Source organism: Pseudoalteromonas haloplanktis ATCC 14393 (assembly GCF_000238355.1).
Lineage (GTDB): Bacteria > Pseudomonadota > Gammaproteobacteria > Enterobacterales > Alteromonadaceae > Pseudoalteromonas > Pseudoalteromonas haloplanktis.
Genome location: NZ_AHCA01000003.1, coordinates 240,704 through 263,480, shown reverse-complemented (window position 1 = coordinate 263,480; position 22,777 = coordinate 240,704). Strand labels below are relative to the sequence as shown.

At 40.8% G+C, this 22,777-nt stretch carries 25 protein-coding genes, 2 tRNA genes and 1 pseudogene; 15 read left to right on the top strand and 13 right to left on the bottom strand.

The window, feature by feature from the left end:
• Window positions 1-2 precede the first annotated feature (2 nt).
• Complete coding sequence (locus PHAL_RS0108325) at window positions 3-380, top strand: response regulator (RefSeq protein ID WP_016707932.1); 378 nt, start codon at window positions 3-5, stop codon at window positions 378-380.
• A 9-nt stretch (window positions 381-389) separates the two neighbouring features.
• On the top strand, window positions 390-686 hold the full coding sequence (locus tag PHAL_RS0108320) for a PilZ domain-containing protein (RefSeq protein ID WP_016707931.1): 297 nt from the start codon (window positions 390-392) through the stop codon (window positions 684-686).
• 34 nt (window positions 687-720) lie between these two features.
• Here PHAL_RS0108320 and PHAL_RS0108315 read toward each other — a convergent pair whose 3' ends face one another.
• The gene (locus PHAL_RS0108315) at window positions 721-1,911 is read right to left on the bottom strand and encodes a class I SAM-dependent methyltransferase (protein WP_029216076.1); all 1,191 of its coding nucleotides are present in this window, start codon (window positions 1,909-1,911) and stop codon (window positions 721-723) included.
• 138 nt (window positions 1,912-2,049) lie between these two features.
• Between PHAL_RS0108315 and PHAL_RS0108310 the strand changes: the two genes are divergently transcribed.
• Together PHAL_RS0108310 and PHAL_RS22895 are read left to right on the top strand one after the other, a co-directional pair.
• Window positions 2,050-2,715, top strand: coding sequence for an HD domain-containing protein (locus PHAL_RS0108310; RefSeq protein ID WP_016707929.1), 666 nt, complete (start codon window positions 2,050-2,052; stop codon window positions 2,713-2,715).
• Window position 2,716: 1 nt separating this feature from the next.
• A pseudogene (locus tag PHAL_RS22895) lies at window positions 2,717-3,107 on the top strand (VOC family protein).
• Window position 3,108: 1 nt separating this feature from the next.
• On the opposite strand, the gene PHAL_RS0108300 reads toward PHAL_RS22895, so the two are convergent.
• From PHAL_RS0108300 to PHAL_RS0108290, 3 genes are all read right to left on the bottom strand, one after another.
• On the bottom strand, window positions 3,109-4,098 hold the full coding sequence (locus PHAL_RS0108300) for a response regulator (protein WP_016707927.1): 990 nt from the start codon (window positions 4,096-4,098) through the stop codon (window positions 3,109-3,111).
• A 2-nt stretch (window positions 4,099-4,100) separates the two neighbouring features.
• Window positions 4,101-7,439, bottom strand: coding sequence for a PAS domain S-box protein (locus PHAL_RS0108295; RefSeq protein WP_016707926.1), 3,339 nt, complete (start codon window positions 7,437-7,439; stop codon window positions 4,101-4,103).
• A gap of 247 nt (window positions 7,440-7,686) precedes the next feature.
• Window positions 7,687-8,667, bottom strand: a complete 981-nt coding sequence (locus tag PHAL_RS0108290; protein ID WP_016707925.1) for an ion channel — start codon at window positions 8,665-8,667, stop codon at window positions 7,687-7,689.
• Between the two features lie 85 nt (window positions 8,668-8,752).
• On the opposite strand from PHAL_RS0108290, the gene PHAL_RS0108285 reads away from it, so the two are divergent.
• Complete coding sequence (locus tag PHAL_RS0108285; RefSeq protein WP_016707924.1) at window positions 8,753-9,484, top strand: M48 family metallopeptidase; 732 nt, start codon at window positions 8,753-8,755, stop codon at window positions 9,482-9,484.
• Between the two features lie 162 nt (window positions 9,485-9,646).
• Here the strand turns inward: PHAL_RS0108285 and PHAL_RS0108280 are convergent.
• Together PHAL_RS0108280 and PHAL_RS0108275 are read right to left on the bottom strand one after the other, a co-directional pair.
• Window positions 9,647-9,731: transfer RNA gene (locus PHAL_RS0108280), tRNA-Tyr, on the bottom strand.
• 48 nt (window positions 9,732-9,779) lie between these two features.
• Window positions 9,780-9,864: transfer RNA gene (locus PHAL_RS0108275), tRNA-Tyr, on the bottom strand.
• Between the two features lie 112 nt (window positions 9,865-9,976).
• Here PHAL_RS0108275 and PHAL_RS0108270 point away from each other — a divergent pair.
• From PHAL_RS0108270 to PHAL_RS0108255, 5 genes are all read left to right on the top strand, one after another.
• Window positions 9,977-10,498 carry a VC2046/SO_2500 family protein gene (locus PHAL_RS0108270; RefSeq protein WP_016707923.1) on the top strand — a complete coding sequence of 174 codons (522 nt, stop codon included), beginning with the start codon at window positions 9,977-9,979 and terminating at the stop codon, window positions 10,496-10,498.
• 157 nt (window positions 10,499-10,655) lie between these two features.
• The gene (locus tag PHAL_RS0108265) at window positions 10,656-10,958 is read left to right on the top strand and encodes a DUF6172 family protein (RefSeq protein ID WP_016707922.1); all 303 of its coding nucleotides are present in this window, start codon (window positions 10,656-10,658) and stop codon (window positions 10,956-10,958) included.
• A 138-nt stretch (window positions 10,959-11,096) separates the two neighbouring features.
• Entirely contained in the window at window positions 11,097-11,435 is a 339-nt protein-coding gene (locus tag PHAL_RS23585; protein WP_050901571.1) for a hypothetical protein, read from the top strand.
• An 8-nt stretch (window positions 11,436-11,443) separates the two neighbouring features.
• Window positions 11,444-11,701: a hypothetical protein gene (locus tag PHAL_RS23580; protein ID WP_050901570.1), complete on the top strand. Its 258-nt coding sequence runs from the start codon at window positions 11,444-11,446 to the stop codon at window positions 11,699-11,701.
• 161 nt (window positions 11,702-11,862) lie between these two features.
• Window positions 11,863-12,807, top strand: a complete 945-nt coding sequence (locus tag PHAL_RS0108255; RefSeq protein WP_016707921.1) for a hypothetical protein — start codon at window positions 11,863-11,865, stop codon at window positions 12,805-12,807.
• Window positions 12,808-12,885: 78 nt separating this feature from the next.
• On the opposite strand, the gene PHAL_RS0108250 is transcribed toward PHAL_RS0108255, so the two are convergent.
• Complete coding sequence (locus PHAL_RS0108250) at window positions 12,886-13,125, bottom strand: RNA recognition motif domain-containing protein (RefSeq protein WP_016707920.1); 240 nt, start codon at window positions 13,123-13,125, stop codon at window positions 12,886-12,888.
• Between the two features lie 212 nt (window positions 13,126-13,337).
• Between PHAL_RS0108250 and PHAL_RS0108245 the strand changes: the two genes are divergently transcribed.
• The 3 genes from PHAL_RS0108245 to PHAL_RS0108235 all read left to right on the top strand — a co-directional run bounded on the left by PHAL_RS0108245 (window position 13,338) and on the right by PHAL_RS0108235 (window position 14,184).
• Complete coding sequence (locus PHAL_RS0108245; protein WP_016707919.1) at window positions 13,338-13,562, top strand: DUF6429 family protein; 225 nt, start codon at window positions 13,338-13,340, stop codon at window positions 13,560-13,562.
• A gap of 93 nt (window positions 13,563-13,655) precedes the next feature.
• Window positions 13,656-13,907: a type II toxin-antitoxin system Phd/YefM family antitoxin gene (locus PHAL_RS0108240; protein WP_016707918.1), complete on the top strand. Its 252-nt coding sequence runs from the start codon at window positions 13,656-13,658 to the stop codon at window positions 13,905-13,907.
• Complete coding sequence (locus tag PHAL_RS0108235; RefSeq protein ID WP_016707917.1) at window positions 13,897-14,184, top strand: type II toxin-antitoxin system RelE family toxin; 288 nt, start codon at window positions 13,897-13,899, stop codon at window positions 14,182-14,184. The genes PHAL_RS0108240 and PHAL_RS0108235 overlap by 11 nt, the downstream gene beginning before the upstream one ends.
• An 84-nt stretch (window positions 14,185-14,268) precedes the next feature.
• On the opposite strand, the gene PHAL_RS0108230 is transcribed toward PHAL_RS0108235, so the two are convergent.
• On the bottom strand, window positions 14,269-15,003 hold the full coding sequence (locus PHAL_RS0108230; RefSeq protein WP_016707916.1) for a hypothetical protein: 735 nt from the start codon (window positions 15,001-15,003) through the stop codon (window positions 14,269-14,271).
• Window positions 15,004-15,127: 124 nt separating this feature from the next.
• On the opposite strand from PHAL_RS0108230, the gene PHAL_RS24225 reads away from it, so the two are divergent.
• The gene (locus PHAL_RS24225) at window positions 15,128-15,781 is read left to right on the top strand and encodes a hypothetical protein (RefSeq protein WP_016707915.1); all 654 of its coding nucleotides are present in this window, start codon (window positions 15,128-15,130) and stop codon (window positions 15,779-15,781) included.
• Here PHAL_RS24225 and lnt read toward each other — a convergent pair.
• From lnt to miaB, 5 genes are read right to left on the bottom strand one after another with little or no spacing between them, the layout of a single operon-like run.
• A complete protein-coding gene (gene lnt / locus PHAL_RS0108220) occupies window positions 15,716-17,281 on the bottom strand; it encodes an apolipoprotein N-acyltransferase (RefSeq protein ID WP_016707914.1) in 1,566 nt (521 codons plus the stop codon). The two genes, PHAL_RS24225 and lnt, sit on opposite strands and share 66 nt — an antisense overlap.
• On the bottom strand, window positions 17,262-18,143 hold the full coding sequence (corC, locus tag PHAL_RS0108215) for a CNNM family magnesium/cobalt transport protein CorC (protein ID WP_016707913.1): 882 nt from the start codon (window positions 18,141-18,143) through the stop codon (window positions 17,262-17,264). The genes lnt and corC overlap by 20 nt, the downstream gene beginning before the upstream one ends.
• A gap of 22 nt (window positions 18,144-18,165) precedes the next feature.
• Entirely contained in the window at window positions 18,166-18,624 is a 459-nt protein-coding gene (gene ybeY, locus PHAL_RS0108210) for an rRNA maturation RNase YbeY (RefSeq protein WP_016707912.1), read from the bottom strand.
• Between the two features lie 4 nt (window positions 18,625-18,628).
• The gene (locus PHAL_RS0108205; RefSeq protein ID WP_016707911.1) at window positions 18,629-19,690 is read right to left on the bottom strand and encodes a PhoH family protein; all 1,062 of its coding nucleotides are present in this window, start codon (window positions 19,688-19,690) and stop codon (window positions 18,629-18,631) included.
• 50 nt (window positions 19,691-19,740) lie between these two features.
• Window positions 19,741-21,186, bottom strand: a complete 1,446-nt coding sequence (gene miaB / locus PHAL_RS0108200; protein WP_016707910.1) for a tRNA (N6-isopentenyl adenosine(37)-C2)-methylthiotransferase MiaB — start codon at window positions 21,184-21,186, stop codon at window positions 19,741-19,743.
• Between the two features lie 254 nt (window positions 21,187-21,440).
• On the opposite strand from miaB, the gene PHAL_RS0108195 reads away from it, so the two are divergent.
• A complete protein-coding gene (locus tag PHAL_RS0108195) occupies window positions 21,441-22,610 on the top strand; it encodes an FAD-dependent oxidoreductase (RefSeq protein WP_016707909.1) in 1,170 nt (389 codons plus the stop codon).
• The last annotated feature ends 167 nt before the right edge of the window (window positions 22,611-22,777 follow it).

The window sequence follows — 22,777 nt, the reverse complement described above, 5'->3', positions numbered from 1 at the left end:
CCATGCGCTCATCCGCTAACACACCCTTGCGTTTACTAGTTGTAGACGACGAGTATTTTAATTTTGAGATGCTTAAAGTCGCTCTATCAACTAACTTTGAGCTCAGTTATGCAGAATCAGGTAAGAGCTGCTTGTCATCGGCAATAGCAAATCCGCCGGATGCTATTTTGTTAGATGTCTGTATGCCAGGCTTAGATGGCTATGATACTTGTAGAATGTTGAAAAATACCCCTGAAACTCGCAATATTCCAATTGTGATGGTGTCAGGTTTAGAGTCAGCGCAAGAACAACAGGCTGGGTTTGATGCCGGTTGCGATGCTTATGTAGTTAAACCTTTTTCAGTGGTGGGGTTGTTAGAGAAAATAAAAACGGTGATGTAAGGGGGCTAAATGCTCAATGAAGATAAACGTAACTTTAGGCGAATGCAGTTAAATGCAGATGCCAAACTAACGACACTTGAGCCAATTGCTGGCCAACAATTTGATGTAGTCTGTGTTGATTTAAGTGCAACGGGATTATCAGTTCATTTGGATGAATTACTTGAATTGGGCACCATTGTTAAAGTGAACATAGCTTCAACTAGCCCTGCGATTGCACCACTTGATGCAACCGCCAAAGTGATCCGTGCTAGCAAAGAGTGTGATGGCACGGTGACCGCAGGACTAGAAATAATGCAGTTCAATTAACCTGATGAGCTCAGGTTAATTCGTTGCGGTCAGTTTAATACACTTTACAGATCAGACCTTTTAGGTAAAAACCTTCAGGATAGCTACCTGCAATGGGGTGATCAGCAGCTTGATTTAAACGCTCCATGATCAATAAGTCTTTACCGGCATCGAGGGCAGCATCAGCGACGACTTTTTGAAATAAGTTCTGATCCATTAACCCTGAACATGAGAATGTGAGTAACGTGCCGCCAGGTTTTAAAATTTGCATAGCAATCATGTTGATATCTTTATAGCCTCGGCATGCACCTGTAAGCTGTGCTTTGTTATCAGCAAACTTTGGTGGGTCCATCACAATCGTGTCAAATAGCACGCCTTCTTCACGGTATTGACGTAATAACTTAAACACATCTTGTTTGATAAAATCAACACGGTTTAAATCTAACTCGTTGTGCTCAACATTGCGCTTAGCGGTATCAAGAGCGGGTTGTGATACATCAACGTTAGTGACATGTTCGCAGCCGCCGCGTAGTGCATATAATGAAAATGTCCCTGTGTAGCTAAAGCAGTTAAGCACTTTTTTATTTTTTACAAAACGCTCTAGTGCTGCTCGGCTATCGCGCTGATCAAGGTAAAAACCGGTTTTATGGCCTTCAAGAATATCAACTTCAATTTTAAAGCCATTTTCTTCTATTAACACGGGTTGCTCTGGTTTGTTACCCCATAACACGCCCATAGTTGGCTCCAAACCTTCTTTGCTTCGTACATCGACATCAGAGCGTTCATAGACATCACAGCCTGGGAAAATAGCGAGCAAAGCACCGACTATTTCGCCCTTATGGCGCTCTGCACCAGCACTTAATAACTGGCACACTAAAAAATTGTCAAACTTATCAATAGTAACGCCAGGTAAAAAGTCTGATTCTGCAGCACATAAACGAAAACCGGTTAAACCACCTTCAGTGATTACTTGCTCGCGAGCAGCAAGCGCTCGGCGTAAACGACGTTCAAAAAATGCTTGGTCGATCACTTCTTTTTCATCAAAACTCCACACTCGGGCGCGGATTTGTGAATGTGGGCTGTAAGCTGCAGTAGCTAAAAATTTACCGTCGTTATCGTGAATGGTTACTGTGTCACCTAAACTTGGTTTACCTTTTATTTTTTTGATGGCTTTTGAAAACAACCATGGGTGTTTTCTTTTCAGTGATTTTTCACGACCAGCTTGTAGGTATATAGCAGATGACATTAGGCTTCTCATTACAGATAAATTAAGGGCGTATTTTAGTGAAGCAGACTCGAACATACAATGAATGTTTTGCATCGCCCCCTATAACCGCGGTAAAGTAACTATAATTCAATGTATTAATTTGAAATTATAGGAACTATGGAACAATCTTTGCCCGTTTTAGCGCTGAGTGATTCATTGCAGCAATTAGAAAATCATTGCCGTAACTTTATTATGTCGCTAGTCAGTGCTGATGTAGCGCATGATATTACCCATATTGAGCGTGTTGTGAGAGTTGCTAAGCAGTTATGTATTGCTGAGCAAGCTGATATGAATATTGTTTTACCAGCTGCATGGTTACATGATTGTGTTGCTGTTGCGAAGAACCATCCTGATCGTGCTAAAGCGTCGACAATGGCCGCGGATAAGGCGATCACATTCTTAACTTCAATTGGCCATGACTCACACTATTTTGACGCAATTCACCACGCCATTGCAGCACATAGTTTCAGCGCTAATATTGCAATTGAAACTGTGGAGGCACAAATTGTACAAGATGCCGATCGTATGGATGCGTTAGGGGCAATAGGAGTTAGCCGCTGTATGAAGGTTGGTGGTTCAATAGGGCGTAATTTGTATGATCCTGTCGACCCATTCTGTGCGCAGCGAACCCCTAATGATACTCTTTATACACTTGACCACTTTTTCATCAAGCTGTTACACATCGCAAACAGCATGAATACGCCATCTGCAAAAGCAGAAGCTGCGCGTCGTACTGAATATATGCACGCATTTATCGCCCAGCTAAAATCTGAGATTGGCTAATATGACGCTTCCTTTATTATCCGGTATTGATCATTGCCATTTGAATGTGGTTAATTTAACTGATGCCGTCGTTTGGTACAAAGCTGTGTTAGGGTTTCATGTTGTGCCAGAGTTGGCTTTTTGGGATGAAGGTAAAGGGCCGTTAACATTACAAGACTCAGCTGCGAGCGTTCGTTTAGCATTATTTGAGCGAGAAGGGACTAGTAAAGGTGTTGCATTTGGTGCGACAGGAGAGCAGTTTATTGCCTGGCTTAAACACTTTGCTGATTTAGGAGTTAAAACCGTAGTGGCGGATCATAAAGTAACGTACTCTGTTTACTTTCAAAGATTTAAGTGGTAATAGTCATGAAATAACGTCTCATGACTATTTATATATAGCAGCTCATATTTAGCTCAATCTTGATAAGCTAAATAGACCTCTAAAATTGCATCTAGTTGACCTTCAAATAAAGCAATCAGTTGAGGATCAAAGTGTTTGCCCGCTTGTGTACGCATATGAGAAATCGCTTCATCAACGCTCCAAGCTTGTTTATAAGGGCGTTTAGATGTCAATGCATCAAATACATCTGCAATTGCCACAATTCTCCCTTCTATAGATATTTGTTCTGCTTTTAAACCATTGGGGTAGCCTGTACCATCCCACTTTTCGTGGTGTTCCATAGCAAGTAGGTGAGCTAATTGCAGTAATGGTGAGGTTGAATTCGCTAAAATTTTTGCACCTATTTGCGCATGTTCTTTCATATGCGCAAATTCCTCGTCGGTTAACTTTCCAGGCTTGAGTAAAATTGCATCGGGAATGCCAATTTTGCCTATGTCGTGCATGGGGGCGGCTTGTTTGAGAAGTTCAGCGTGCTGCTCATCCATCCCATAGGCCAGCGCTAAAATTTTACTGTATTTACTCATTCTTATTATGTGTTCGCCAGTATCTGTATCTTTGTACTCTGCGGCACAACCTAAGCGATGAACTAAATCGACATGGGCTTGCTTTAACTGCTCAGCTTGCACCAAGGATAAATGGGTTTTAACACGAGCACGTACAATCGCTGGGCTGATAGGTTTGGTAATGTAATCTACCGCGCCAATTTCAAAACCTTTAAATTCATCACTTTCATCTGCCAGCGCGGTGACAAAAATAATGGGGATATGTTGGGTGACTGGATTCTGTTTAAGTTGTTGGCATACTTCAAACCCACTCATATTAGGCATCATAATATCGAGTAAAATGAGTTTCGGTAATTCTTTTTCGACTAATGCAAGCGCCGCATCTCCTGATTTGGCGAAAGAAAGGCGATATTGATTGCCTAATACTTCGCGCATAACTTTAAGATTGGCAGGTTCATCATCAACAATAAGAATTCGAGGGCGTTCAGTGATTAAGTCCATGATTATGCATCCACGTTTTCTGTTTGATTGAGTAATTCAATTAATGCTGCCAAGTGACTCTGCGCACTATCAAAATCAAATTGGTCAAAATATTCGACCAATGCTACCACGTCACTTTGGTACACAATTGGCGCATTAGCTTCGATTTTTGCGAGTAATTCATCGTTTAGTTCAGCATTTTCAGCATCTTTATGTAGCTGCTCACAGATCACCTTAAATGCACTCAGTGATAATGTTTCGCTACTTTGCTCAACATTTGTTGTGGGCATACATGCTAGAGTTTTTTCAGCCAAAAACTCACTTACCGCATTGAATTCTAGTTCTAATTGCTTAATTACTTGTACTTGTTGCTGCGCCGACTCACTTTTTTCTAATGCTGAGAATAATTTCATCATTGTTGGTAAACCTAGATTACCTGAAAGTCCTTTAAGCGTATGTAATGTGCCTTTAAAATCTTTTAACGCATTTAATCCATCATTAAAAATGACCTCAAATACTTCTTTTTGATCTTTAAGAAAACGGTGTATTTCGGTCAATTGTTTACATTTACTGCCCCACAGTTGTTGCCCTTTTTTAAAGTCAATATGCTGTGCCGTGGGGTCACTTTGTGCAATCAGAGTCTCTTTATTTAGGCCAAAACCAAGTACTTGGGCAATTTCTTGATTCAATTGGTTAATATCAACAGGTTTGTTTGCAAAACCGTTCATGCCTGCTTTTTTCGCAGTTAACTTATCTTGTTGTAATACACTGGCAGTAAGGGCAATGATTGGTGTGTTCTTTAATTGTCGTTGCTGTTCGACTTCACGAATTCTATGTGTTGCAGTAATACCGTCACACTCAGGCATGTGGATATCCATCAAAATAACATCAAAATCTTGGCTTTCAAAGATAGCAAGTGCTTCTAAACCATTGCTTGCAGTGCTGATAATATGTTGATCTCGCGATAATAATAGTTGCAGTAACTCAACATTTTGCTCTATATCGTCAACGACTAAAATGCGCAGTTGCGGTAATTGAGTGTGTAACTCATCAAAGTAGTTGATCTTTGTTTCATCACTAGGCTCTAAAGGTAATGAAAAGTAAAAGCAACTGCCTTTATCTTCTTCACTTACTACATTGATTATGCCACCCATCAGTTCGACGAGCTGTTTACTGATCGTGGTGCCCAGTCCAGTACCACCGAATCGGCGAGTGGTGGTGCCATCAGCTTGTACAAAAGGTTGAAATACGGCTTTAAGGCGATCTTTAGCAATGCCAATACCGGTATCTTGTACTTCAAAAAATAAGTAATTATTTTGGGTCGTACTGACCGTTAGATTTACAGAACCTTGTGCTGTAAATTTAATCGCATTGCCAATTAAATTAGTTAACACTTGGCGAATTCGATCCGGATCACCATAGTAAGCAGAGTGAACAGACTCTTTAATGGTTAGTGTTAGTTCAAGATCTTTCTTTTTAGCTTCTAACCAAAAGGTGGAAATAATACTATCAAGAACGGGCTGAAGATTAAAATGTACTGGCTCTATGGTCAGCTTACCTTTTTCTAGTTTCGCCGAGTCCAGTATTTCGTTTAATAGGCGCAGCAGCGAGCGAGCGGCATTGTTGACGGTGATCAAATGTTTTTGTTGCTCTTGATCAAGCGGTGTATCCATTAATAAGTCACTAAAACCAATAATAGAGTTCATTGGGGTACGAATTTCGTGGCTCATATTTGCCATAAATGATTGCTTCGCTTGCGCTGCCTCTTCAGCCGCTAATTTGGCTAATTTTAGCTTATCTTCGTATTCACGACGTTCACTAATATCAACAATAACGCCGTCAATCCAAACCGCTTCACCTTGATTGTTAAACTCAAAGCTGCCTTTTTCAAGCACCCAAATAAGTTTGCCATTACGGTGGCGCAGTCGATATTCAATTGAGTATTGTGATTTATCTGCAACGGCTTGGGCGATTGCTTCATTGATACGATCGGTGTCGTCTTTGAAAATTAAATCACCAAATTCTATATGCTTATTAATAAACTCTGAAGGTACGTAGCCTGTTACTTCATTAATGCTAGGGCTGATAAAAATCATACTCCAGTTTTTATTTAACTCGCAGCGAAATACCACACCTGGCATATTGTCCATCAGCGAACGGTATTGTTGTTCTTTTTCGATGAGATTTTTTTGTAGTTTTCGCTGCTCGGTTAAATCGGTAATAAAGCCAACAAATATTGAGTCCTGACCAGGTTGGGTTGCTTCGCCAATTCCTAAACGAATAGGGAATAAATGGCCATCTTTGTGTTTTGCAAGTACATCTCGATTGATGCCAATGACTTTTCCTAAATCGATGTGACCCGCCTTTGAAAGGTACTCATCATGATGGACGGCAATGTCATCTGCCATCAGCATTTTTACATTTTTGCCTTGTACGTCAGATTGGCGCCAGCCAAAAATATTTTGCGCTGCGTTATTAAAGCTTAAAATGTGACCGCGATGATCAATGGTTACAATGCCATCTATGGCGGTCGATAAAATCGCTTCTAAGCGAGATTCGTTGCCCGTTTTTTCTTCAAGTAACATGCGGTAGCGCACCATGCCATTAATAATCGCAACAACCGCAGTTAAAATAATGGTTGCAAATACCACACTAATGGCAACAAAAGTAAGCTGTGAGCTATCACTACCATCACCAATTAATGGCGAAGTTGCGACAAATCGCGTAGCGGCCATCCCCATGTAATGCATGCCTGCAACTGCAAAACCTAAAATGGTGGCACTGAGCAATCGTGTTTGCGCAGCAGTAAAAGATGGAAAGTACTTACTGATATTAAAACGCGAATATAAAGAAATGAATGCCAGTACTACAGCGACTATGATTGATAGCCCAAATGTCAGTGGGTCGTAGCGTAACAAAGGACTTAATTGCATGGCAGCCATACCGCTGTAATGCATAGTGCCGATGCCAGCGCCAAGTAGGATAGATGGTATTATTAAACTAGCAATTGTATTGTTGCTTTTAACAAGTAATGATCCAGCTGCTAAGCAAGCGAAAAATGCAGGAATGAATGAGAATAAAGTGAGTATTGGATCATAACTAATATTTGTACAGAGTGAGAATGCGAGCATGCCAATAAAGTGCATACTCCAAATACCGCCAGCTAACACTAAGGAAGCTGTGGAGTTGGCCAATCTTTGATAACTTTTAAAGCGTGTTTCTTTAGCGAGATCAATTAGGTAAGCTGCAAAAAATGCTGCAAAAATAGCAGTTAAAACAGACAGTGTTACTAGGAATGGGTCATATACACCATTGATAATAAGGCTAGGATCTTGATCTGTAATAAAAAAAGCTGAAAGCATAACGGCTCAATTTAGTTTATTTCAGCGCTTAACGCTATCTGAAATTTATGTTGATAAAAGTTTAAACGCATGTGAGTGGCTTAGTTGTTATTTACATTTTCAACTATAAAATTTAACAAAATTAAAATCTTTGTAAAATCAAGTTACTAAGTTTTATTGGGCATAATGATAGCACTATTTATAACCAATTTTATAGCGACTATTTATCACTAACTAGTGATTTTTTTGTTTGTAAAATAGTCACCAGTTAACGTGTCATCCGTTTCACAAATACCACAACGAACAGCGCCAATGAAAAACTACCACAAAATGCTTCTATTGCGGCAATTAAGCGCGAAAAACCGACAGGTGTTATATCGCCATAGCCTAAAGTTGTAAATGTAACCACGCTAAAATAAACGCTATTTAACAGCGCTGATAAATTATCGCCCAATGATGCCCCAGTATTTAGCTGCATTAATCCTCTGGCATCCATCACGCCAAAGATAAAATAACACAGGGCACAGCAGATGATTAGTGACAAACTAAAGCGGATCACGTTTTCGGGCTTTTCGCCGTAGCCGCATAACATATCAATAAAGCTTGATGCCAACCGTTTTTTTGAGCCTTTAGGGTATTGCGCATGCCGCATCCTTAGCTCTTTATAAGTGAAATTGCCAGCCAATTCAAATAACCCTTGCTGCTCAGATGCTTTTCGTAAATTACGAAATATCTCTTCAGATTGTTCAAATAGGTCAAGTGCTGCAGTATGGTCGGCATCTTTTAACGCGGCTTTGGCTTGTTTTTCTTGTAATAATTCAGTGCCTAAATCTATGTTATCTATACGAGTGTTGTTGAGCTTTATACCCAACAGGTTAGTGTCTTGTAAATTACAATAATGTAGGCTGGCATCATGTAAAGTGGCTTTCATGAGCGAGCTGTGAGCTATTTTATTATTAAATAGGTGAGCGTGTGTTAACGTTGCGCGATAAAAATTGCTGTAGGATAAATCAAAACCATCTTCATCATCCTGCTTTATTAAGCTAAGTCCGGTGAGGTTGGCGCGTTGTAATTGTAACCCTTGTAATAATCCTCCTTTTTTTGCATAGCGTTCTAATTTTTGGGTGAGATCTAAACCTGACTTATCAAACTTTCCATCATGCCAAAAGCAGAAGCCTGAACCCATGTCAGTTTCTTGGCAATTATGGCCATCAGGAGAAGTATAATTACAACAAGGCTTATCTGGCATCTGTGACGTCGCTTTATTTAATTCCACTTAGTTATAGATTAGCAGTTATTTCGCAAGGTAATATAGCCACCCTGTAATTAGTTAAATGACTGTCGAACAGTTACAAGAGTCAGGTTTGTTTGAATATAAGTTAAAGCGTAGTCGTCGCCGCAAAACCGTGGCTATTAAAGTCCAGCAACAGAGTGTGACAGTGTATGCCCCTGTAGGGGTTGCTATTGAGGAGCTTGAGGGCTGGTTAGTGAGTAAAAGTGGCTGGATAAATGAGCAGCTCTATAAGCAAAGTCAGTTGCTTGATACACGCCAGTATCCTTTAAAAGATAATAGAGTTCTTGTTTTTGATCAGCCTATAACACTGGTGTATGGCACTGGAACACGTTGTGAGTGGCGCTTAGATAATAATCAGGCGCAGCCAACTTTGCAGTTAAATTTATCTCGACGTGTTAAACACCAGCACGCTATGTATCAAAGCCTGATTGAAGCTTTTTTACATGAGCAACTAGAAAGTTATATAGAAATGCGAGTACAACAGTATTGTATAAAAATGGCGGAGGCATTACCAAGCAGTATTCGTATTCATACTTATAAACGTCGTTGGGGGAGTTGTAATCGACGACGGGCGCTGACCTTTAATTTGTTACTTGCTAGTGCACCTCACACGATTATTGACTATGTGATTGTGCATGAACTTGCCCATTTAAAGTATTTAAATCATAGTGCTGCGTTTTGGCAGCGAGTAGGTGAGTTTTACCCTGAATATAAGCAAGCAACAACCTGGCTCAAAGAGCATGGTGCGGGTTTACAATGGGTGATTGAATAGCGTTAGGTTATTACAGATAAATGGAGTGATAACAAGGCATAAATTTTGACATCTAGTTGTTCTACATGAAAAATTTATAACGCAGTTAGCGCTTTATTTAGCCCGCTAGAATGGTTAAATATTTAAGTAGATTGGTATAAGGATAATACTTGAGAAGAAAAGTGGTGGAGGGAGCTGGATTCGAACCAGCGAAGGCTGAGCCGTCAGATTTACAGTCTGATCCCTTTGGCCGCTCGGGAACCCCTCCACACTAATTTTGTTACATTTGACCCCACTTAACTGAGCGATAGAAAAGTGGTGGAGGGAGCTGGATTCGAACCAGCGAAGGCTGAGCCGTCAGATTTACAGTCTGATCCCTTTGGCCGCTCGGGAACCCCTCCAATGCAACGGCGCTGATAATAGCAAAGTGAGTATTTAAGTAAAGAAAAAAGCTAAAGAAATAGCAAATAATGCCGATAAATATCTATTCCCTACTTTAATCGGCTAAAGTCTATGCAAATCGATGATTTGTTAATCACAGAGAGTCAACTTAATAATCGTCTTGCCAAAAGTGTGAGTGAATCACGCCGTGGTGAGTTTGCATTATTATTGGCAATGCTCTCACATGATGCGCTCGATTTTAGTCAGTTTCATTTACCTAAGACGTCCGTTGATACTCATGCGACAACACAAAGTGAAACTCAATTACGCAAATACTTAGGGGCAGGTCCTGAGCAAGCACTGGCACCTGCGCAATTTGATATGCTAATTGGACAACATAATGCGCAGCGATTACAGCAAGGGGGGATGGCGGATATTCGTTTACGCTCATGCCTTACACCTGAGCCATTAGTGATCCGCGATGATAAAAACCATATTCCACTGCTAGTAATTGATAACTGCGAACCCGTTGTACGCAAGCGTCATTTAAATAAAGAAAGCCAATTAGATCACCCACAAATGGATGCAGTTGCATTCTACGATAGCCTTAATAATGACGATCTCCATCAACCCTTGCACCTTGCACAGGCGTGATGTTAGGCTGATATCATTATCAGCAAGCAGATTTATTTACTTTCGGGTAAAAAAAGCATCCAAAAACTAAATGCAATTGCTATAATGACCGAAATGGCATTTCCAACTTACTTGGTGTAAATGTCATCATCATTAAATCAAGGTAATTAGGAACGTAATGAAGAAAACATTCACGCTGAATCATGAGAAAATCAAATACCCACGTATGGTAGATGCTGCAAAGCATGAAGTTAAAAAGTATTTGAAAAGAGAGCGTAACAAAACATTGCCAGTTGATGCTGATTACTGGGCATTTGATTGTAAATTTGGCAACACGGCCGAAGATGCACAAGTAGTACATGTTGCTGAAATCAGTAATTCAATTAGTGAGATTGAAAAGCAAGGCTTAGAATCTTTCTATGTTGAAATCATTGCGCGAGCTGCGCAACGTCAAGTGCAAGATTTTGATGATGAAGTTTAAAAGTAATTGATTTACTAAAGAATGGGCTGAATAGCCCATTTTTTGTGTCAAAAATAACCTAATAGGTACAGACTTTACGATCAAAATACTGCAAACTAGCCCTAAGACTGGATAAGAAAAACAATAAAAAGGATGCATATGCTTTACCCGCTACTAGTGGCTTTATATAGTTGTGGCGTACTAGTTACTACGTCATTACCGCTAAGTGCACAACACAATTGCCCCACGAGCTTGAAAGTCAACTCTGTTGTACAAAACGATTGGCATTACGCAACGGATGCCATTGGTAGCAGTGTACAAACAAAATCACAACTGATTAATGATGATCATATTTGGATCCAGTTTTCTCGTGTGCCACGGTTAAATGCTAAAAGTAATTCATGGGTTGAATTGATTTATGATTTACCAAATAAATCATTGGCAGCGGTGGCCACTATTGCACTGGAATATAAAAATATAAAAGCAGTACCGGCTTAGTCGTTAAATTGTCACAGCAAGATTATGGTGGGCTGGGGGATAAAAGTTATGCTCATTATCAACATAAGTTAGCGCCAGCTGATAATTGGACAACGCGGTGTTTTACATTAGATGATTTTTCGCGTCCTAGTTGGACACCTGTTGAATCAATTGATGTAGGTATGATACTGGAACATATCAATGCAATTTATTTAGTGCCGGATCTAACCGATGAGCACGGCGGCACAGCTACGATAAGTGTAAAATCCCTAACCTTGCTCCCTTAGTTTTTTGCAAGCTAAATTTATTGCACCGCACTATGCACGCACGTGGTGCAAAATAGTTTGTTATTATTTATAAAATAACATAGTGCATTGATTTTTATGTTTTTTTAAAGTTGGTTCTGTAATTGCTTTGGATCCTAATAATGTAGTTAGGAGCTCCAATTATGGCCAGAATGAGTTACATCAGTAGTGTTGAGCGTTATCAAGAGTATCAACCTGTTATTCATGAATTACTCGATTCAATTTTAGCAAGCCTTGCCGATGGCGTTAAAAAGCAACAAGATAACCGTCATTTAGTGGCTCAATATCCATTTTTGGAATTGCAGTATTGTTTAGATAAAAACGGGGTGCAGTTGGGCAACAATGTTTGTTTTAAACGCCAGTATATGAAAACCTTAAACAATCGGGGTGACGCACAAGATTTAAGTGAACGCCCTTATTTTCAAGATATTCAACAGCAATCACAAACTCGTTTTACTGCGCCCTATATTTCGATAGCGACAAATCACTTATGTATATCAGCAGTTAAAGCGCTTGATCACCCCCATGGCGAGCAAGCGTATTTAGTTATTGATGTATGCTTAACTCAATTAATTGAGTTTATTATGGGGGATCGTACTCGCGCAAATATGACGCCATTTTTTAAAGCTGGCTATGGCATTATTGTTAGCTGCTTATTTTGTTTAGTATTATTTTTACTTTATCGGGTATTTGGCGATATTTATAATTTACTCTTTACCACGTCGTTAGCAGAGGATCCGCTTGAGCCATTTAGTATTATTATTTTTATTACTTTAGCGTTAGCAATATTCGATTTGGGTAAAACCATTCTAGAAGAAGAAATTCTGATGCATAAAGACATCTTTAGGCACAGCTCTACACGGCGAACAATCACGCGATTTATTTCGACTATTTTGATTGCGGTGTCTATTGAAGCTTTACTAACCATGTTTAAAGCAGCACTGGGTCAATCTCAATACTTATTACCGGCTATTTACATGATGTTAGCAGTCGTTGGGTTATTAATTGCACTGGCGATTTATGTGTATTTAGGTGCTAAAGCAGAGACTTTGTTGTTGAGCACCCAGCGGCACCGTAAAAACGCGTAATGCATAAGTAATAAAAATGGCTTGTAGATTCAAGCCATTATGTTTATACAAGCGTAAGTGTTTTATCAACCACTTACATTAAGCATCGGCTAATTTTACACGTATTTTGCTTTTATCAACACTGGTTTGATTTAACGCTGTGATTGCTGCATTCGCTTCAGCATTGTCTGGCATCTCAACAAACGCGAAGCCTTTTGATTGGCCAGTTTCTTTATCTAGGACTAAATTACAGTTAGTAACTTTACCGTGAACGGTAAATAGTGTGCGAATATCGTGTTCGCTAGTGGTGCGTGCTAAATTTCTGACTAATAGTTTCATAATGAACTCTATTTAAAAATGACGGTGGTGATTGTCTCAAGTAATCTTGGTATGACCTAATGATTAATTACAAACCAGTGAAATAAAGTATAACAAGTATGAATTTGAGCTGCGTGACGATTTCTAGCTGGGTAAATTATAATGGTGGCTGTTGAACGGCTACTTTTAAAATGACAATATAAGTAAAACTTTAGTCAATAGTGGATCAGCATATGCAAATAGACACAGATAAAATAGACGACGCTGCATTAGCACTGATGTATTTAACCTTGCACGACCATTGCCGTGCATGGAAACAAATTGATTGGGACGTAACCAATCGGCTGCATGAAAAAGGTTTAATTGATAACCCAATTGGCAAAGCTAAATCAGTCGTATTGACCGAAGAGGGCTTAAAACAAGCAGAGTTATTATTTGAAAAGTTGTTTACGAAATAGTGTGTGTCGGCAATAAAAGGCTCTAAAAAGCGCTAGCTATAAAACTAAAAAAGGTCTAAAGTTAGCTCATATTTATGGTCATTTTGGTGAGTTATGAGACAAATATTAGCAGACTGTTCAGCAAGTATTTCAGAATTAAAGAAAAATCCGACAGCGTTATTAAATGAAGCTGATGGTTCAGCGATAGCTATTCTAAATCACAATAAACCAGCAGCTTATTTAGTACCTGCGCAAACGTATGAGTTCCTAATGGAACTGATCGACGATATCGAATTAGCAAAAATTGTCGAAAGTCGCAGAGCAGACTTATCAGAGGCGGTTGAAGTTAATATTGATGACTTATAAGCTCAAATTTTTACCCGCAGCGCAAAAAGAGTGGAACAAGCTTGCTCCACCGATAAAAAGTCAGTTTAAAAATAAACTCATAGAGCGTTTAGAAAATCCTCATGTACCTGCATCGAAACTGAGGGGTTTTGATAGCGTATATAAAATAAAATTGCGCACAGCAGGCTACAGGCTTGCCTATGAAGTGATAGATGATGAAGTTGTAGTATATGTACTCGCTATCGGCAAACGAGATAAAGATGCAGTGTATAAAAAGCTAATGAAGCGCTCAAAGTAAAGGTTCTACTGGTTTTATTACGTTTATGGTCAGTACAATTGTATATTTTGTACAAATTTAAATGTTGTTTTATTTATTCTCCGTTTATTGTCCCCAAATAAGTTCGTCTATTTTAATCAAGAAATCATTATATATTGTTTCGTTATTCAAGTTTGGTATTACCAATTTATGCTGGTTCATTGTTACTAATAATGATGAAATAATAAGGCGATGAACTTCAGCATAATAAAGAGGGTTAGTTCGTTTCACAGGAATTGGATGACAATCTTTAATAATTGACACTAAGTCTTCATCAGGAATACTCATAAAGGAATCATAAATAGGGTCCGTTTTACCTATGTGTTGTAGTTGACTAAAAGTTGAATTTATCCAATCCTTAGTTAATGACTTGTTTGGGATATTTGCTTTAACGTTTTTACATCTATCTGAGACTTCTTCGTAAAAGCTGTTAATAGGCTTACTCATTTCTATCGCATTTTTCAATTCTAATTCAGTAGGTTCATATTTACCCTTAACGAATCTGCCGGCTGACAAATATTCTTGAATTAAACCTTCGCAATAAATAGTAACATTTTTTTGCTTTTCAATTTGATTAATTCTTTTTTCAAATCTTTCATATAGCCGTGAAAAATCTTGAGATTCTATTTGTTCTCGTTGCGATGTAAATATTCTTTCACTTAACTCATTTGCTGCCTTTGCTATTTGGTAAGATTTAAAAGCAATCAAGCCAGTAACGATTGTTATTAAAAACATTAATAAGCTAATAATTGCTGAAAGAATATGTTCAGGTTTAAGTCCAAGCTCATTATCAACAATCAATGCACTAGGGAAAAAAAGCAGCTATGAAAACCAACATCAGCGTACAGCAAATAAGCATGGATATGGTATGGGAGTTGTGAGCAACTTTTTTAATGTGTGACATTTATTCTATCCTTGAAAAAGATTGAGTATTATACATTTAACTGTTGGGTTTCGTTGCACTCAACCCAACCTACGAATAAACTCGTTACCGCTTACCGCTTACCGCTTACCGCTTACCGCTTACCGCTTACCGCTTACCGCTTACCGCTTACCGCTTACCGCTTACCGCTTACCGCTTACCGCTTACCGCTTACCGCTTACCGCTTACCGCTTACCGCTTACCGCTTACCGCTTACCGCTTACCGCTTACCGCTTACCGCTTACCGCTTACCGCTTACCGCTTACCGCTTACCGCTTACCGCTTACCGCTTACCGCTTACCGCTTACCGCTTACCGCTTACCGCTTACCGCTTACCGCTTACCGCTTACCGCTTACCGCTTACCGCTTACCGCTTACCGCTTACCGCTTACCGCTTACCGCTTACCGCTTACCGCTTACCGCTTACCGCTTACCGCTTACCGCTTACCGCTTACCGCTTACCGCTTACCGCTTACCGCTTACCGCTTACCGCTTACCGCTTACCGCTTACCGCTTACCGCTTACCGCTTACCGCTTACCGCTTACCGCTTACCGCTTACCGCTTACCGCTTACCGCTTACCGCTTACCGCTTACCGCTTATTGCTTATTGCTATCCCTACAACTCCCATCAACACCACGACTATCCACACTGGTAAGTTGCCATATTGACTATAGATGCTGTCGCCTTGAATGAGCTTAACGTTCACTTTTAAGGTATCGGCTTCAAACTGTGGCATGCTGACTTGTGTTTGACTGATAGGGTCGTAAACACCACTGATACCATTGTTTGTAACACGTATTAGCGGGCGTTGTAATTCAAGGGCGCGCATGCGGGCTATTTGCATATGTTGGTGAGGGCCGTGGGAGGCACCAAACCAGGCATCGTTACTGACGGTAAATAAAATATCTGAATCATTGTGGTAATTACCACGCACTAAATCAGCAAAAGCTATTTCATAGCAAATGGCCGGTAAGATATTTAAGCCATTAGCGCGTAAGTTATTTTGCACTTTGTCACCGCGAGAAAATGATGACATGGGCAAATCAAATAAGGGAGCGATAGGGCGTAATATATCTTCAAACGGCACAAACTCACCAATAGGCAGTAATTGGTGTTTTTGGTAACGGTTTTTACCTAGGTATTGATAATGGCCATGCTCGTCGTCGTGCTCTTTATTACCAACTACAATCAAGGTGTTGAAGATAGCTTTAGTGTCGCGTTGATAGTCAACTATACCAGTAATGAGGGCGGTGTTGTTAAATGAAGCTGCGCTATCAAGACCGGCTAAATAGCTATCTGCAAGGGCTTCTATTTCCGGCACGGCGGCTTCTGGCCAAACGATTAAGTCTGCATCCCAATGCGGGCGAGTCATATCTTGGTACTTACTCATCGTGGTCCAAAATTCACTTGGGTCAAAACGCAGGTGTTGTTTGATATTGCCTTGTACCAATAAGGTACTAATGGTTTTGTTACTGTAGCTGTTAGTTCGCGTATAATGAGTAATACCAAACAATAAAGCGAGAGCCACTAAACTGGCTACTGCTGCTTTGAAGTCACGAGTAAACAGCAGGCGGTAGAGCGCAAAGCCAATAGCGATACAAACAAGGGTTAAGCCAAATTCACCAATCACTGGGGCAAGTTGATTTAATGGGCTATCGGTTTGCGTATAACCAAAGCTTAGCCAAGGGAAACCGGTCATTACCACGCCACGCAAATACTCGGTGATGGCAAAACCGCTGAGTAACAATAAACCATAGCTATTAGGGCCGCTGGCAAAGCGTGTGGCAAACATAAAGGCCAGTGCAGGGTAAATGGCGAGATAAGCGCATAACAACACCATTAGTAATATTGAGGCAATCAATGGCATACCGCCAAAGGTGGCAATTGAAACATGCACCCAGCTTATGCCTGCGCCAAACCAGCCAAGGCCAAATATAAAACCATATTTAGTGGCACGTTTGCTGGCTAACTTACCATATTGTGGTTTAGGTTTTGTCGTTTGAGTGGTGTAAATTGCCAGTGCTAAGCAGGCAAAGGTGAGGGGCCAAGCCTCAAAAGGAGCATAGCTGAAAGTTAAAAGAAGGCCCGCAACCAGTGCGAGCCATGCTTTTTTGTCTTTTGCTAAATTCAGGCAGTTAGTCAGAAATGTCTTCACTGTCGTTATCATCAGCCTTTGGCACAGTAACTTGTAATTGCAATAATCGGCGATTATCAGCATTAGTTACTTTAAATTGAAAGCCATCAATCTCAATAAGCTCACCACGACTTGGCATGTGACCAAAGGCGTGCAGTACAGTACCGCCTATGGTATCTGCTTCTTGTGTGCTGTAGCCGGTTTTAAAGTATTCGTTAAAATCATCAACGGGTGTAAGGGCTTGAACAACGAACACGTGTTTTGCAACTTGACGAATATCTTGTTGATCTTCTTCGTCGTGTTCATCTTCAATTTCACCGACGATAAGCTCAAGTATATCTTCGATTGTCACTAAGCCTGACACACCGCCGTACTCGTCAATAACTAATGCCATGTGATAGCGCTGTTGGCGAAATTCATTCAGTAGTGTATCGACACGCTTACTCTCTGGGACAACGACTGCTGGGCGTAAATAATTACGTAATGACGGCAGTAGTTCATCTTTGTTAAGAATAAGTGGTAGTAGATCTTTTGCCAGTAGAATGCCTTCAATGTGGTCCTTATCTTCACATACCACAGGAAAACGTGAATGTGTTGAATCGACCATCATTGGAATGAGTTCCTCCAGTGGTGCGTCTACTTCGAGAGTGATCATTTGTGAGCGCGGGATCATGATGTCTCGCACTTTTAACTCTGACACACCGAGCACACCTTCGATCATCTCTTTGGTTTCAGGATCAATGACATCCCGAACTTGCGCATCGGCAATTACTTCAGCCAGCTCTTCTCTATTCTGGGGTTCCCCTTGCAACATTTGGGTAATTCTACCCAACCAGGTCTTGCCAGAAGAACCCTGGCTAGTCTGCGAGTTATCGTCGCTCATTGCGTCTATTTGCTCCGTAAATTTAAATATCGTCCCGATATGGGTCTGCTATGCCTAACTCGGCAAGCAATTGCTTTTCAATGCTTTCCATCTCTTTCGCATCTTCCTCCTTTATATGGTCAAATCCAAGTAAATGCAAGCATCCGTGGATCACCATATGGGCAAAGTGGTCATGAAATGACTTTTCTTGCTCTATTGACTCAGCTAATACAATGGCTGGACATATCACTAAATCGCCAACTAAGGGCAATTCGATTCCTGCTGGCGCTTCGAATTCAAACGACAACACATTGGTTGGTTTATTTTTACCACGGTAGTCATTATTGAGTTGTTGGCTTTGCGCCTCATCGGCAATGACGATGCTCAACTCTGACTCATCACGGTATTGACTCAGAGCTTTGTTTGCCCATAGTGCAAATTGCTCAAGGCTAGGTAAGTTGTCAAACTCACAGGCTATTTGTAAATCTAATTCAGTGTTCACGTTATTACTCTTTAGTCGCAGCTTGCGTTTGCTCTTGATTAGCGAGCAAATCTTTAGCGCGTTGTTTTTCAGCGCGCTTTTGTCGCTCTGCTTCATCGTTGCGCTCATACGCTTCAACAATACGCGCTACCACAGGGTGGCGTACCACGTCTTGAGATTGAAAAAAGTTAAAGCTTATTTCATCTACATCACTCAGTACTTCTATAGCGTGACGAAGCCCTGACCGCGCACCGCGCGGCAAGTCAACCTGTGTTATATCACCGGTGATCACTGCTTTTGAATTAAAGCCAATCCGCGTTAAGAACATTTTCATCTGTTCAACCGTGGTGTTTTGGCTTTCATCTAAAATAATAAAAGCGTCGTTTAGTGTGCGACCACGCATAAAGGCAAGTGGTGCAACTTCAATTACATTTTGTTCGAGTAGTTTTTCAACTTTTTCAAAGCCGAGCATTTCAAACAATGCATCGTACAAGGGGCGCAGATAAGGATCGATTTTTTGACTTAAATCACCGGGTAGAAAGCCCAGTCGTTCACCCGCTTCAACGGCAGGACGGGTCAATAAAATCCGGCGTATTTCTTGGCGCTCTAATGCATCAACGGCCGCGGCAACAGCAAGGTAAGTTTTACCTGTACCAGCAGGCCCGATACCAAAAGTGATATCGTGACGGAAGATATTAGATACGTAGTGACCTTGGTTATCGTTACGCGGTTTAATTACACCACGGCGAGTTTTGATCATAACTTCTTTGCCATAAGCGTTCAGTTCATCTTGCTCAAGGGCATTTGATTCACTGATAGCAAGGTGTACTGTATTAGCTTCAATTTCAGTAATAACACCACGAATCGGCTGAGTCTCGACGTATAAGTCTTTGAGAATTTCCATTGCGGCAAACGCGCAGGTGGTTTTTCCGGTGATTTTAAAATAGTTGTCGCGATGAGTAATTTCAACACCTAAACGGCGCTCAATGTGCTTGATGTTTTCGTCAAACGGGCCACATAAAGATGAAAGACGTTTGTTGTCGGAGGGTTCTAAATAAATCTCTAATTTTTTTAATTGATTACTCAAAATTACTTCCTATTTTTATGTGCCAGCAAGGCTGGCACAGTAAGTGTCGCCTACGGAACGAATGTAGCGACACCAATCTCATTTGGCGTTGCTTGTGGTTCAGGCTGTGCTGCTTTACTTAAAATATCAGCAGGAGCAACCGCGCGGCGTAAGTTCATTTGCGATTCTGTACGAATTAAGTCACCACGTAAAGAGTTTGGTAGTGCTTCAGTGATACGTACATCAACAAACTGACCGATCACAGTGTGCGGGCCAATAAAGTTTACTACACGGTTGTTTTCAGTTCGGCCACGTAACTCCATTGGGTTTTTCTTCGATGGCCCTTCAACTAAGATACGTTGCTCAGTATTAAACATTTGGCGGCTAATTTGCTGAGCCATTTGGGTAATACGATTTTGTAACAGATATAAACGTTCTTTCTTTTCTTGTTCGCTTACATCGTCAGGTAAATCCGCCGCTGGGGTGCCAGGGCGAGCGCTGTAGATAAAGCTAAAGCTCATATCAAAACCGATATCGTTAATCAGGTTCATGGTGGCTTCAAAGTCCATTTTGCTTTCGCCAGGGAAACCTATGATAAAATCAGACGACATGCTTAAGTTAGGACGAATTTTACGTAACTTACGAATTGTAGATTTGTACTCAAGTGCAGTATGGCCGCGCTTCATTAAATTCAAAATGCGATCTGAACCACTTTGTACTGGTAAATGTAAATGATCTACAAGCTCAGGCACATCAGCATAAGCGTCGATGATATCAGGAGTAAACTCTACAGGGTGTGATGTGGTGTAACGAATGCGGTCAATACCATCAATAGCTGCTACATAACGAATCAGGTCAGAGAAATAACAAATTTCACCATCATGGGTTTCACCGCGATAAGCATTCACGTTCTGCCCTAGTAGGTTAACTTCACGAACACCTTGTTCCGCAAGCTGAGCAACTTCAAGTAAAACATCATCAAGCGGGCGGCTAACTTCTTCACCACGGGTGTAAGGCACCACGCAGAATGTGCAGTATTTTGAGCAGCCTTCCATAATTGAAACGAAGGCTGTTGGGCCATCAGCTTTTGGTTCTGGTAAGCGATCAAATTTTTCAATCTCTGGGAATGAAATATCAACCACAGAGCTGCCTTTATTGCCTTGTACTTGTTTGATCATTTCAGGTAAGCGGTGTAGAGTTTGCGGGCCAAAAATCACGTCTACAAATGGCGCACGTTGGCGAATAGAATCACCTTCTTGCGATGCAACACAGCCGCCAACACCAATGATCAGATCGGGTTTATCATCTTTCAATAATTTCCAACGACCTAGTTGATGAAATACTTTTTCCTGTGCTTTTTCGCGAATTGAACAGGTATTGAGTAGGATGACATCGGCATCCTCAGCTTCTTCGGTTAACTGATAGCCGTTGGTTGCATCGAGGAGATCCGCCATTTTCTGAGAGTCGTACTCATTCATCTGACAACCCCAGGTTTTAATATGCAGCTTTTTACTCATTGAAATATAGCCTCGTTTTCAATTCGGTAGTGGCACGATAGCGCGCTAAACAGGATAAGTGGCACGTTCGCTTACTTAAAGGACGCGTATTTTAGCTGGATACCCGCCCAGATCCAAGTATAGTTTTTATGTTTGTGGATTGATGTCAAACAAAGCGCCTTTAATAGCCGATTAAGATGAAACTCACTCGCACTTGCAAATAGAAGTACGATACAATCAAACACACTGAAAATAGCCAGATTAGTGATGTAAAAATGATGAAAAATAAGGTTATTGTTGTCGGCGGCGGGATGGTCGGTGCTGCTACTGCAGTAAAGCTTGCAAAACAAGGATGCCAAGTAAAGGTGATTGAGCAGCGCGTAATTAATGCCGCTGAGGTTCTTGCTAGCGACAAAGTTGATATTCGCGTATCGGCAATTAATCGTTTTTCAGAAAATTTATTAGATGAACTCGGTGCCATGGCTACATTGCGCGCGCATCGTCACGCACCTTATCAACAGCTCGAAGCATTTGAACGTTCGGGTGATAGTTTATTGTTTGATTGTCTTGATATTAATACCACTCATTTAGGTCATTTAATTGAAAATAACTTAATCCAAGCAAGTCTCTGGCAACAGTTTCCAGCGCATGATATTGAGGTGCTTGAGATTAGCCACCCGTTATCCGCGATTGAACAAGATGATCAACAAGTAACATTACATTACGCAGAACAACAGTTTTGTGCTGACTTAGTCGTTGCAGCCGATGGTGGGCAATCAATGTTACGCCAAAAAGCCGGTATTGGTGTTACAGGTTGGCAGTATGGCCAACATTGTATGGGCGTGCTTATTAAACTTGATGCTCCACAACAAGTAAAAACGTGGCAGCAATTTAAGCCCACCGGCCCCGTTGCATTTTTACCTATGCAGGCACCATACGCTAATCTTATTTGGTATGACGATAGCAGCAAATTACAGGGTTTAAAAAAACTACCTGCTGCAGAGTTGAAACAGCAAGTCCTAGATAACTTTCCCCCGCTTGTAGGAGATTTTGAGGTGATTGAACATGCTGTTTTTCCTTTGGCACGTCAACATGCAAACCATTACTCACAAGGGCGTATAGTGCTTGTTGGTGATGCAGCACACACTATTAACCCGCTTGCAGGGCAGGGCGTTAACTTAGGTTTTCAAGATGTTGTCGCGCTTGCTGATAAACTCAATAATGCTGACGATATCGGTGCTTCACAACATTTGCAACAGTATGAGCATACACGCCGTAAAGCAAACTTATTAATGATGAGCATGATGGATGCGTGTTATTTTGGTTTCTCCAACCAAGTGACACCATTACAATGGGCGCGTAGTCGCTTTTTAAAAATGGCAAATAACACCGGACTGGTAAAAAACTGGGTATTAAAGTATGCAATTAGTGGCAAAGTAGGCTAATACCAATCGACTTAAATATTTAACCATTCTAGCGGGCTAAATAAAGCGCTAACTGCGTTATAAATTTTTCATGTACGACTGCATGGATGCAGGAGGTAGAGCAATGCAGGAGCAATTGCCGAGAACAACTAGATGTCAAAATTTATGCCTTGTTATCACTCCATTTA